Origin of the sequence: Campylobacter sp. RKI_CA19_01128, from assembly GCF_025771175.1 — a bacterium.
In the GTDB taxonomy this organism is placed as follows: Bacteria; Campylobacterota; Campylobacteria; order Campylobacterales; family Campylobacteraceae; genus Campylobacter_D.
Genome location: NZ_JAKMPU010000001.1, coordinates 57,377 through 68,789 on the forward strand (window position 1 = coordinate 57,377; position 11,413 = coordinate 68,789).

13 protein-coding genes are annotated in these 11,413 nt (G+C 29.5%); 6 read left to right on the forward strand and 7 right to left on the reverse strand.

Annotated elements, in window-relative coordinates; all coding sequences use genetic code 11:
- The first annotated feature begins 1 nt into the window (after window position 1).
- Window positions 2-616: a recombination protein RecO gene (recO, locus tag L8U98_RS00335; protein WP_263682563.1), complete on the forward strand. Its 615-nt coding sequence runs from the start codon at window positions 2-4 to the stop codon at window positions 614-616.
- Here the strand turns inward: recO and L8U98_RS00340 are convergent.
- The 7 genes from L8U98_RS00340 to bamA form a co-directional block, all read right to left on the reverse strand.
- A complete protein-coding gene (locus L8U98_RS00340; RefSeq protein ID WP_070256278.1) occupies window positions 600-920 on the reverse strand; it encodes a hypothetical protein in 321 nt (106 codons plus the stop codon). The two genes, recO and L8U98_RS00340, sit on opposite strands and share 17 nt — an antisense overlap.
- Window positions 921-981: 61 nt before the next feature.
- On the reverse strand, window positions 982-1,908 hold the full coding sequence (locus tag L8U98_RS00345) for a tRNA dihydrouridine synthase (protein WP_263682565.1): 927 nt from the start codon (window positions 1,906-1,908) through the stop codon (window positions 982-984).
- Window positions 1,905-2,888, reverse strand: a complete 984-nt coding sequence (locus L8U98_RS00350) for a hypothetical protein (RefSeq protein WP_263724710.1) — start codon at window positions 2,886-2,888, stop codon at window positions 1,905-1,907. Before L8U98_RS00350 ends, L8U98_RS00345 begins: the two co-directional genes overlap by 4 nt.
- Window positions 2,885-3,241, reverse strand: coding sequence for an RNA polymerase-binding protein DksA (gene dksA, locus L8U98_RS00355; RefSeq protein ID WP_263663560.1), 357 nt, complete (start codon window positions 3,239-3,241; stop codon window positions 2,885-2,887). Before dksA ends, L8U98_RS00350 begins: the two co-directional genes overlap by 4 nt.
- An 8-nt stretch (window positions 3,242-3,249) precedes the next feature.
- A complete protein-coding gene (locus tag L8U98_RS00360) occupies window positions 3,250-3,705 on the reverse strand; it encodes a 23S rRNA (pseudouridine(1915)-N(3))-methyltransferase RlmH (protein ID WP_263663561.1) in 456 nt (151 codons plus the stop codon).
- Window positions 3,706-3,707: 2 nt separating this feature from the next.
- Window positions 3,708-4,550: an acetyl-CoA carboxylase, carboxyltransferase subunit beta gene (gene accD, locus L8U98_RS00365; RefSeq protein WP_263682569.1), complete on the reverse strand. Its 843-nt coding sequence runs from the start codon at window positions 4,548-4,550 to the stop codon at window positions 3,708-3,710.
- A 50-nt stretch (window positions 4,551-4,600) separates the two neighbouring features.
- Window positions 4,601-6,817 (reverse strand): outer membrane protein assembly factor BamA, encoded by a 2,217-nt coding sequence (gene bamA / locus L8U98_RS00370; RefSeq protein WP_263682570.1) that lies wholly within the window; start codon window positions 6,815-6,817, stop codon window positions 4,601-4,603.
- A 78-nt stretch (window positions 6,818-6,895) separates the two neighbouring features.
- On the opposite strand from bamA, the gene L8U98_RS00375 reads away from it, so the two are divergent.
- The 5 genes from L8U98_RS00375 to thrB all read left to right on the forward strand — a co-directional run bounded on the left by L8U98_RS00375 (window position 6,896) and on the right by thrB (window position 11,399).
- Entirely contained in the window at window positions 6,896-7,723 is an 828-nt protein-coding gene (locus L8U98_RS00375; RefSeq protein ID WP_263678412.1) for a prephenate dehydrogenase, read from the forward strand.
- Window positions 7,724-7,796: 73 nt separating this feature from the next.
- On the forward strand, window positions 7,797-9,176 hold the full coding sequence (locus L8U98_RS00380) for a M23 family metallopeptidase (protein WP_263724709.1): 1,380 nt from the start codon (window positions 7,797-7,799) through the stop codon (window positions 9,174-9,176).
- Window positions 9,177-9,178: 2 nt separating this feature from the next.
- Window positions 9,179-10,063, forward strand: coding sequence for a UDP-3-O-acyl-N-acetylglucosamine deacetylase (gene lpxC / locus L8U98_RS00385; protein ID WP_263724708.1), 885 nt, complete (start codon window positions 9,179-9,181; stop codon window positions 10,061-10,063).
- 41 nt (window positions 10,064-10,104) lie between these two features.
- Entirely contained in the window at window positions 10,105-10,512 is a 408-nt protein-coding gene (locus tag L8U98_RS00390; protein WP_263724707.1) for a tRNA threonylcarbamoyladenosine biosynthesis protein TsaB, read from the forward strand.
- Window positions 10,513-10,520: 8 nt separating this feature from the next.
- Window positions 10,521-11,399 (forward strand): homoserine kinase, encoded by an 879-nt coding sequence (gene thrB / locus L8U98_RS00395; protein ID WP_263724706.1) that lies wholly within the window; start codon window positions 10,521-10,523, stop codon window positions 11,397-11,399.
- The last annotated feature ends 14 nt before the right edge of the window (window positions 11,400-11,413 follow it).

Sequence of the window (11,413 nt, forward strand, 5' to 3'; positions counted from 1 at the left end):
AATGCAAGGGTATATTTTACACACTCAGAGTGTAAAAGATGAGGATTTAATCGTTTATCTTTTAAGTACTAAAAAAGTTATTAAAAGTTATAGATTTTATGGCATGCGTCATTCTAATATACTAAGTGGGTATAAGATTGATTTTGAGCTTGAAGAAAGTTCGAGATTTTTACCACGTTTAAAAGATGTTTTACATATTGGTTTTTCTTGGATTTTAGATAGAGAGAGAATGTTTTTTTGGCAGGAATTTATTAGACTTTTTTATTTACATTTAAAAGATGTTGAAGAAATTGATAGTTTTTACTTTGAACTTTTAGAAGACTGTGCTAAGCGTTTTGAAAAGCAAGATTGCAAACGTGTTATAGTGGATGCTTATTTAAAAATTTTAGATTTTGAAGGGCGTTTGCATAAAAGTTTTGTATGTTTTTATTGTGATGAGTATATTCAAAAAAATGTTGTACTAGTAAGAGCTTTTTTGCCCGCTCATAAAAAATGTGCTTTTGGTTATGAGTTTAATGCTAAAGATCTTGTAAAATTATATAGGAGTTTTAATTCATCGCATTTTAGCGATGAATATATTGATAATTTATATAAAATTATCAAAGAGGGTTTTTAAGGGTAATATCATACATCATAATGACTTCTTGTCTTAATCTTGCAATGATATTTGCACTATCTTTGTGTATATTTTTTGTGATAGTATCTTGGCTATTTTTAATATTTTCAAGCAAATTTTCAAGTTCTTTTTGAGAATTTTGTAAACAAGTTTTTATACATTTTGGTTGGGTTTGTTGTAAAACTTGCTCGAAATTTAAACTTTGATTATTAAGCTTTGAAGCATGTGCTGCTAAATTATTCGCACTTGTTCTAATGCCACCTAATGCTTTGTAAATCCCTTTTGAATTGATATGAGCTGCCATGAACCTTCCTTGTTTTATGGTATCTCTTCATTCATATTGCTTGATAATTTACAAGCAAAAATCATTCCTTATCGAAAAATTCTTGAATATATTTTCGCATAATTTCTGCATCATTAATGCGATTAACACAATCTCTAAAATTAGAAGCATCATCATAGCCCTTAGAATACTCATGTAAGTGTTTTCTAAAGATGCTTATACCTTGTTCTTTATAATGCTTTAACATTTCTTCAAAATGTGTACAAATGATTTTATTTTTCATAGCCTTTTCGATTTTTTTACCAGTTTTTATTTCATAAAATATCCAAGGTTTTCCTACGCTTGCACGCCCTATCATCAAAGCATCACAATTTGTTATTTTAAATACTTCTTTGGCATTATCTTCACTAATATCACCATTTGCAACTAAAGGAATTTTGATATTTTCTTTGGCTAAAGCTATGGCTTCATAATCAGCATTTCCACTATACATTTGTTTTCTAGTGCGACCATGCATACTGATAAAATCTACTCCAGCATTTTCACACGCTTTAGCGATGGCGACGGGATCTTTTTTATCAAATCCTAATCTTACTTTGACACTAGTTAATTTTTTGTTACTTGTTTTTTTGATAAGTTCTAAAATTCTTTGTAATTTATCAAGATCTTGTAAAAGAGCACTACCTGCACATTGTTTTATAACCTTATTTACAGGACAACCACAATTAAAATCAATCCCATCTATAAAATCAAAACGATTTAAAATTTCTACTGCTTTGCAAATTACACTTTCATCTGAGCCTGCAATTTGAACTATGTAAGGATTTTCAAGTTCGGCTTTTTCTAGCATTTTAAGAGTTTTTGAGCTCTCATAAACTAAGGCATTAGAACTTATCATTTCACTAATGGTTACATCAGCCCCAAATTGTTTAACTAAATTTCTCAAAGGCAAGTCTGAAAAACCTGCCATAGGAGCTAAAAATAAAGGCTTTTTACTAAAATCTATCATTGTATTAATTTTTCAAGTTCTATTTTTTTATTATGTTCTCTTAAAAAGAGTAAGAGTCTAAAGTCTTTATGTTCATTTTGATCATTTCCTAATTCATTAAGCAATTCATCATACATACCAAATTCTGCCAAAGTATAAAGATAAGCTCTTAAAGCTTGAGAATAATTATCTTTTAACTTTTTAAATAAAGCAATTAATACTTGAGGTTCTATTTTTTTACAAAGTATTTTAGCACAGCGTAAATATGACTTATCATCTAAAGTATTCATACTAAGTAAAACTTCGATTTCAGCGTGATTTAATTCTAAGTTTTCTTTTTCAAATCTATCCAAAAGCAATAAAATATCATCTTGGTTTTTTTGAACTTTTAGTGTTTTAATCTGACTATAAGGCGCATTTTCTAATACCATTTTATAAGCAAAAATTTCTAGCTCACTAGCTAAGGTATCTTTGTTTTTGATAAAAGAAAAAGCATAATTGCTATCATTTTGAAAGCGATTTTTTTCATTTAAAATGAAAATTTCATTATTTGAATCTAATTTATATTTTTTTAATTCCACAAATTCTTTTTTATCTAAGTGTTCAAAAATATCAATAATTTCATCTATTTTGGGATTTTGAATTTTTTCTTTAAAACAAAGAGCTTGCGTATCTTTTGCTATATTTTGAAATTCTTGAGTTTTAAATTTAACCTTGCTTGCTTTTTTTAAAAAAATATCAATAATAAAATTTTCATAATTTTTACTATCTTTAATTAGATTTTTATATTGTAAATGTTTTAAAAAGCCATAAAAACTCATATGTGCTAAAGCTAGTATCATCAAAAGTAAAGCAGGCAAAACAACCCATAAGCTAATAGGCAAATTTAATTCAAAAGTGGAAATTGTAAAAGTATAATTTCCTAAATTTAGATTATAAACTAAGGCTGCGATGATTAGAAGATAAACTAAACTTGCAAAGAAAAATAACCTAATTTTCATAGCTCTTTCCTTTTTTCTAAATTTTCACGACAATTTATGCAATATTTTGCGTGAGGTTTAACCTTAAGTCTTTCAGGATGAATATCATCTTCACAATACTCACAAATACCATAAGTATTGTTATCTATTTTGCTTAATGAATGTTTAATTTCTTCTAGCTCAGCTTTTAAATTTTCATTGATTTTAAGGTCGATATGAGAGCTATTGTCAATTTGTTGTAAATCAACTTCATCTCTAGGTTCACTATCTTGTAGATTATGGATATTGTCTATATTGCCTTGAAGTTCTTGTAAAATTTCTTTTTGTCTTTGAAGTAATATATTTTTAAATTCTTCAAGATTTAATTCTTGCATAAACGCTCCTATTTGTGATATGGGTGATTTGTATTAATGCAAAATGCACGATAAATTTGCTCTAAAAGCATAGTTTTAGCAAATTTATGTACCAAGGTCATTTTGCTAAGAGCTATACTTGTATGCATTTGTGCAATAAATTCTTGCTCAAATCCATAAGCACCGCCTATAAAAAATGTAATTTCATTTTTATCTTGCAATAATTTTGCAAATTCTACACTTGTAAATTCTTTACCCTTTTCGTCTAATGCTATGCAAAAACCTTTTTTGTAAGGACTTAGTGCATTTGTATAAGATTTTTTTGCTTCTATGGCGTTAGTATTTTGTGCTTGATTAATTTTGTTATTAAAAACACATATATCATTAAAACTACAAAATTTCTTAATAAGCTTAGTATAATGCTCATCTATCTTGTTAAATTCATCATTATTATTTTTTTGAATGCTTAAAAGATTAATTTGCATTTTTAGTTTTTAGAAAAAAATCTTAAAAAGTCTGCTATAAATTTTTTATGTTCATTTCTTTCTACAATCGCATCAATCAACCCATGTTCAAGTAAAAATTCAGCCTTTTGAAAGCCTTCTGGTAAATCAGCTCCTATGGTTTGTTTAATAACCCTAGCTCCTGCAAAGCCTACTAAAGCACCGGGTTCAGCTATGATGATATCTCCAAGCCAAGCAAAAGATGCGCTTACACCGCCCATAGTTGGATCAGTTAAGACTGAAATATAAGGAAGTTTTTCTTCTGCTAATAGTTTTAACGCTGCACTTGTTTTGCTCATTTGCATTAAAGAATAAGTGCTTTCTTGCATTCTAGCTCCACCGCTTGCACTCACTATAACAACAGGAGTTTTTTTCTCAATAGCTCTTTCAATAGCTCTAAGAATTTTTTCACCTTCTACTGAGCCTAAACTTCCACCCATGAAAGAAAAATCAAAAACAACTAATTGAGTTTTTATCCCATCTATGGTGCATTCCCCGCTTATTATGGCGCTTTTTCTACCTGTTTTTTCTTCATTTTCTGCTAATCTTTTTTTATACGATTTGCTATCTACAAATTTAAGTGGATCGATTGCATGTAAGTCTTTATCCATTTCCACAAAAGAGCCTTCATCGCTAAGTAATTCAATGCGTTTTAGAGGGTTTAATCTCATATGAAAATTACATTTAGGACAAACATTATAACAAGTTTCTATTTCTTTATAATACATTAATGCATGACAAGAATTACATTTTACCCAGTGATTTGGAGCTTCACTTGGAGTGGCTTGCTTGCGTCTTATACTAGAAAAAATATCTAAAAAATTCATTATCTCTACCTAAAATAAAATTTCAAAATTATAGCAAGATTTTATTGCTTTTAAAATCTTGCACCCAACATAAACTCAAATTTGCTCAAATCGTCTTTTGAGCTAGTATTAAATGGTTTAGCAAAAACTAAATTTAAAGCACCTAGTGGGGTTAACCACTCAAAGCCAACACCTGTGCTCCATCTTTGAATTTGACTTAAAGAACTCTCTCCGATAGCGCCATAATCAAAAAATACACTACCTCTAAGTTTGATTCTATCAAAGATTGGAAAGCTAAGTTCTACAGAATTTGCAAAAGCCACTGTACCACCTGTTTCATCACCCCATTCATTTTTAGGACTCACACTTCTTCTATCAAAACCTCTAATAGTTCCTATACCACCAAGATATAATTTTTCATTGATAGGTAAATAGCCTTGATCCCATACTTTATAAAAACTCGCTTTATAACGATAAATCAAATCCCAACCTATAAACTCTTCCAAGCCTTGATAATAATTAAATTTAGTAGTAGAACTTATGAATTCTTGATCCCCGCCTAAGCCTGCATATTCAAGCGAAGTTGAGGCGATAAAACCTGATCTTGGTAAATAATAATCATCTGTATTGTTAAACACTATCGAAGGAGTGATAGAACTTTTATAAGTTTTACCAAGTTTATATCCTTGAGCAATTAAGCGATCACTTAAATGATAAATATCACTTTGTTCAAGATTATAAGTTAAATCTATGCTTGTATATCTTCCTAAAGTTTTACCAACGCTTATGTCAAAACCATAGTTTCTCTCATCATAGCTATCCCATTCTAAACGATCTGAATATAATGATCCTCCAAGAGAATAATCACTATCATTTACTCTAGGATTTCTTAAAGATACTCTACCAGAAAGTGTATCATCGCCTTTGTCTATACTCACACTTCCTTTCATACCAGAGCCTAAGATATTTGCATCAGATAATGAAGCGCTAAGTAAAATTCCATCACTAGTTCCATAGCCAATACCACCTGAAATGGCTCCAGTTGAAGCTTCCTTGACTTCTACTATCAAATCAATATGCGTATCATCTACTCTTTGTTCTTTAATATCTACATTTTCAAAATACGCAGTTCTTCTTAAGGCATTTCTTGAGTCTATTAAATCAGTTCTATTGTAAAGATTACCTTCTGTTAGGTAAAGCTCTCTACGAATAACTCTATCAACTGTTTTGGTATTGCCTGAAATTTCAACATTTCTAACATATACTTTTTCATTAGGTATGACTTTAAAAATAATCATAGCTTCATGATTTTCTTTATCTTTTTGTATATCAGGTATAACTTGTACAAAAGCATAACCTAAATCTGCTGTTTTAGTTTCTATAGTCTTTATATCTTCTCTTAGTTTTTCTATATTAACTATTTTTCCAACACTTAATTTTAAATCATTTGCTAAAGCTTCATTTTCTTCATCACTAAAAATTGGATTAAAAATTTTAATCCCTTTAACTTTATAAACCTCACCCTCGTTGATAAAATAAGTCAAATCAGCTTGATAAGTATCTGTGTAAGTATTTAAAAAAGCAGGAGATACGCTTACATCAAGATAACCTTCTTTTAAATATACATCTGAAATTCTTGAGCTATCATTCGCTAAATCAAAGATTTTAAGCTTACCATCATTAAAGCCCCACATCCAGCCTAGGGCTTCTCTTTGTTTATTTGCTACCGCAGGTTCAATATCTGAATAGCTTAAATTTTTTGCACCACTTAAATGTACTTTTTCTATGATGATATTTTCCCCACGATTTACAACAAAAGTAAGTTTTAATGAGCTTGAATTACTTAATTTTTCATCTTTGATTTCTACAACAGTATCATAAAAACCTTTGGCTTGATAAAAAAGTTTGATTTTTTCGGCTGCATCTTTGGCTGAATTTTCATCATATAAAATTCCAGGTTTTAAGCCAACAAGGCTTTCTATTTGTTTTCTATCATTACTTGCTATACCTTGAATATCTATTTTTCCAATGGAAGGTTTTTCTACTACTTTAAAAATCAGCACCCCATTTTTTTCTTCTACTACTATGTCTTTAAAATAATTTCTATCAAAAAGATTTTTAATCGCTGTATCTATACTAGCAGGATCAATTTTTTGTCCTATTTTTAATTTAGAAATCGCAATAGCGCTTTCTTTAGAAAGTTGCGATAAGCCTTCAAATTTTATATCTTTAATCGTAGCTGCACATAAAGAACTTGAGAGTGCAAAGAAAACAAACCATTTTTTCATCAAATCTACCTAAATTTTTATATACAAAATCGTTATAATACCAAAATATTTTTAACTAATGCTTTTTAAGGAAAATTTATGAAAGTAGGTATAATCGGACTTGGCTTAATAGGTGGATCTTTGGGTCTTAGTTTAAGAGAGAATAAGTTAATAGATTTAGTTTGCGGATATGATATAAACAAAGAATTTGAACAAATTGCACTAGAGCGAAAATTAATAGATAAAATTGTTTCTTTTGAAGAATTAAAAAAATGTGATGTGATTTTTTTAGCTATTCCTGTAAGAGCTATTGTAAAAATCTTAAAAGAATTTCAAGGCATTTCTAAAGATTGTACTATCATCGAGCTTGGAAGCACAAAAGAAGAAATTATTAAAAATTTACCTTCTTATTTGAAAAGTCAATTTATCGCAGCTCATCCTATGGCAGGAACTGAAAATAGTGGTCCAAATGCAGCTATAAAAGATTTATATAAAAGTGCAGTTTGTGTTTTGTGTGATGTGCAAAATGCTGATCATATCCATCAAAAAAGGGCTATAGAAATTTTTTCAGATTTAGGAATGAAGCTTGTATTTATGGATAGTATTGCGCATGATCATCATGCTTCTATCATTTCACACTTACCGCATGTGATTAGTTTTTCTTTGGCAAATTTTGTGATGAAAGAAGAAAATAAAAAAAATATAGCTCACCTAGGAGGCCCTTCTTTTAAAGATATGTGCAGGATTGCTAAGTCAAACCCTCAAATGTGGAGTGGTATTTTTGAACAAAACAAACAAAATTTATTAAATTCTATTGATTTATTTCAAAAAGAATTACAAGAATGTAAAAAAATGATAGAAAAATGTGATATAAATGAGCTTGAGACTTGGATTAAAAGTGCAAATAAATTAAGAGAAATTCTATAAAATTTTTTATAATTTACTCTTAATTTGCTAAAGAATAATATATTTTTAAAAAATATAGATTGAAAGTGAAAATATGGTTTTTGCGCGTAAAAGATCAAATAAAAAATGGATTTTTGTAGTTTTTTTAATACTTTTAGCCTTTGTGGTGTTTGTTTTAAATACAAAGTTGTTTGAAAAAAATCCTCCGTTGATTCAAACAAAATCAGATGTAATTTATAGTAATCTAACAGATCCTGTATCTATAGAAATAAGCGATGAAAGTGCTTTAAAAGATGTTAAAGTCACACTATTTAAGGCAAATGAGTTAAATGGTGAAATACTTGTTAATGAACATGTTAAAGGCAATAAAAAAAACATTCATTTTGATTTAAAATTACCAAAACCAGCTTATAAAGAAAAAGTCGATTCATATAAACTTGTAATAGAAGCAAGTGATAGTAGTTTTTGGAATTTCTTTTTAGGAAATCAAGCGTTTAAAGAAGTAAAAGTTATCATTGATACCAAAAAACCACTTGTAGAAATTTTAGACAATTCTTACCAAATCGAACAAGGTGGAGTAGGTAGTGTGGTATTTAAAGCAAGTGATGAGAATTTACAAGAAGTTTATATCATAACCGATAAAGATAAAATTTTTAAAGCAACTCCTTATGTGAAAGAAGGATATTATGCTGCTTTGATTCCTTGGGAGGCGACTGATGAGCACTTTAGAGCTTATGTGGTGGCAGTAGATAAAGCAGGTAATGTAAACAAACAAAGAATTAGATATTATTTTACCAATAAAAAATACCGTGTATCAAATATAAAAGTAAGTGATAGATTTTTAGATGGCAAGATTGAATTTTTAGCACAAAAATATGCTCCAAAAGATAGAGAATTAAGTAGGCTTGAAAAATTTAAATTTGTGAATGAAGATTTAAGAGCTTCTAATGAAGTTATCATTCATGATATTACAAGCAAAGTTCCTGATACTATGATTAATAATTTTAAAGTTAATCTTTTCAAGCCTTTAAAAAATGGCCAAAAAGTAGCTGATTATGCTGATCATAGATTTTATTCTTATAATAATCAAGCATTTAGTAGCTCTTATCATATGGGGCTTGATTTAGCAAGCATAAAAGAAGCACCTATTATTAGTAATAACGATGGTGAAGTGGTATTTGTACAAGAAAATGGAATTTATGGATTAAATATTATCATCTATCATGGCTTTGGTATTTATACTCTTTATGGACACTGTACTAATGTGGATGTAAATGTGGGCGATAGAGTTAGAGCAGGTGATGTTATAGGCACTACAGGCACTACAGGCTTAGCACTTGGAGATCATGTGCATTTTGGTGTTTTGGTGCAAGGTGTTGAAGTGCGTCCTGAGCAATGGCAAGATGCAAAATGGATAAAAGAAAATATCTATAATGTATTAGAGTCAAGCAAAAAAAGAATTTTGAGTGAATAAAAATGAATCAAACAACAATAGCAAAAGAAGTTAAAGGTGTTGGCATAGGTTTGCATAAGGGTGAGCCTATTAGTATAAAATTAGAGCCATTAGAAGCTGGCAGTGGTGTAGTGTTTTATAGAAGCGATCTGGGAATTTCTTATGAAGCAAAGCCTGAAAATGTCATCGATACGCAAATGGCTACTGTGATAGGCGATCATAGAGGTTATGTATCTACTATAGAACATTTAATGAGTGCGATTAATGCTTATGGTATTGATAATGTGCGTATAGTTTTAGACGCAAACGAAGCTCCTGTAATGGATGGTAGCAGTATAGGTTTTTGTATGATGCTTGAAGAAGCAGGTATAAAAGAGCTTGATGCGGCAAAAAAAATTTTAGTGATTAAAAAAAGTGTAGAAGTAAAAGAAGGCAATAAATTTGTGCGTTTAAGTCCTACGGATATGCCTATTATAAACTATACAATCGAATTTGATAATCCTATTATAGGTAAGCAAAATTATTGTTTTGAATTTAGCAAACAAAACTACATAGAGCAAATAGCAAGAGCAAGAACCTTTGGCTTTTTAAAGGATGTTCAAGCTTTAAGAGCTATGAATTTAGGTCTTGGTGGAAGCTTAGAAAATGCTGTTGTGATTGATGATAATCGTATTTTAAACCCTGAAGGTTTGCGTTTTAAAGACGAATTTGTGCGCCATAAAATTTTAGATGCCATAGGTGATTTAACCTTGCTTGGATGTAGAGTTTTTGGAGACTATACTTCTTATGCAGGTTCGCACAAACTTAATCATCTTTTAACCAAAGAACTTTTAAAAGATCCTAGTGCTTATGAAGTGGTAAGTTTAGAAAAAAGTGCATATAAAGTTTATGAAAAGGTTTTTGCATAAAAAAGGTTACTTTACTTTTAAATGCCATAGCAAAACCTTTAATGCTTGGTATTTATGAAAATGATGTATTGATAAAAACCATTGAGAATGATTTAAAAGTTAGTGAAGTTTTGCCAAAAATATTGCAAGATTTACTTTCACAATATGAGTTTAAAAAGCTTATTTATGTGCATGGACCAGGCTCTTACATGGGTATAAAAATTTCTTATGTTTCTTTTAAAACCCTAGCCATAGTTAAAAATATACCTTTAAAAGCTATTAGTGCTTTTGAGCTAAATAATAACGCTCCTATAGCCGCTAACAAGCATTTATGTTTTGTAAAAAAAGATGATGATGAGATTGTTTTAGAAAAGACACAAGCGGGAAGTTTTTTTATGCCCCAAAGTTTAAAAGGTTTAAATTTCAGTAAAGAAAATACACCTTTTTATGTTTTAGATGCGATTAATTAAGGTAAAAAATGAAGATTTTAGTTCCTGCTACAAGTGCAAATTTAGGTCCTGGTTTTGATTGTTTGGGTTTGAGTTTAAAATATTTTAATCAAACCATAGTTGAAAAATCTAAATTTTTTAGCATTAGCATACACGGAGAAGGTGAAAATAATATCTATCTTAAAAAAAACAATAGTTTTGTCAATATTTTTTATGAAATTTATCAAAGACTTAGTGGTAAAAAAGATAATTTCCGCTTTGTTTTCCAAAATAATATCCCTTTAGCTAGAGGCATGGGAAGTTCTTCTGCTGTGATAGTTGGAGCCATTGCTTGTGCTTATGAATTGAGTGGGTTTAAGGCGGATAAAAATACCATTTTAAATGAAGCTTTAAAATATGAAAACCATCCAGATAACATAGCTCCAGCAACACTTGGGGGTTTTGTGTGTGCATTAACTCATAATGAAAAAGTTTTAGCTATAAAAAAAGAAGTAGATAAAGATTTACAAGCTATTATAACCATACCAAATGTAGCGATGAATACTCAAAAATCAAGAGCAGTTTTAGCCAAAAAAATCAACCTAGAAGATGGTGTTTTTAATCTTTGCCATGCTTCATTTTTAACCGCTTGCTTTTTAGAGAAAAAATATGATTTATTAAAATATGCAAGTTTGGATAAACTTCATCAAAATCAAAGAATGAAGCTTTTGCCAGAACTTTTTGAGGTGCAAAAACTAGCTTTAGATAACAATGCTCTCATGAGTACGCTTTCAGGCTCAGGCTCGAGTTTTTTTACTCTAGCTTATAAAGATGATGCTAAACAAATCAAAGAAAAAATCAAAAATAAATTTGCTAAATTTAGAGTTGAGCTTTTAGAATTTGATGATGAGGGCTTTAAAATTTGCTAAAAATTCCAAAAAAA

Coding starts and splice junctions, on each gene's coding strand:
- thrB (WP_263724706.1), top strand. CDS start 10,521: ATGAAGATTTTAGTTCCTGCTACAAGTGCAAATTTAGGTCCTGGTTTT.
- recO (WP_263682563.1), top strand. CDS start 2: ATGCAAGGGTATATTTTACACACTCAGAGTGTAAAAGATGAGGATTTA.
- bamA (WP_263682570.1), bottom strand. CDS start 6,817: ATGAAAAAATGGTTTGTTTTCTTTGCACTCTCAAGTTCTTTATGTGCA.
- dksA (WP_263663560.1), bottom strand. CDS start 3,241: ATGCAAGAATTAAATCTTGAAGAATTTAAAAATATATTACTTCAAAGA.
- accD (WP_263682569.1), bottom strand. CDS start 4,550: ATGAATTTTTTAGATATTTTTTCTAGTATAAGACGCAAGCAAGCCACT.
- L8U98_RS00345 (WP_263682565.1), bottom strand. CDS start 1,908: ATGATAGATTTTAGTAAAAAGCCTTTATTTTTAGCTCCTATGGCAGGT.
- L8U98_RS00375 (WP_263678412.1), top strand. CDS start 6,896: ATGAAAGTAGGTATAATCGGACTTGGCTTAATAGGTGGATCTTTGGGT.
- L8U98_RS00340 (WP_070256278.1), bottom strand. CDS start 920: ATGGCAGCTCATATCAATTCAAAAGGGATTTACAAAGCATTAGGTGGC.
- L8U98_RS00350 (WP_263724710.1), bottom strand. CDS start 2,888: ATGAAAATTAGGTTATTTTTCTTTGCAAGTTTAGTTTATCTTCTAATC.
- L8U98_RS00390 (WP_263724707.1), top strand. CDS start 10,105: ATGCTTGGTATTTATGAAAATGATGTATTGATAAAAACCATTGAGAAT.
- L8U98_RS00360 (WP_263663561.1), bottom strand. CDS start 3,705: ATGCAAATTAATCTTTTAAGCATTCAAAAAAATAATAATGATGAATTT.
- L8U98_RS00380 (WP_263724709.1), top strand. CDS start 7,797: ATGGTTTTTGCGCGTAAAAGATCAAATAAAAAATGGATTTTTGTAGTT.
- lpxC (WP_263724708.1), top strand. CDS start 9,179: ATGAATCAAACAACAATAGCAAAAGAAGTTAAAGGTGTTGGCATAGGT.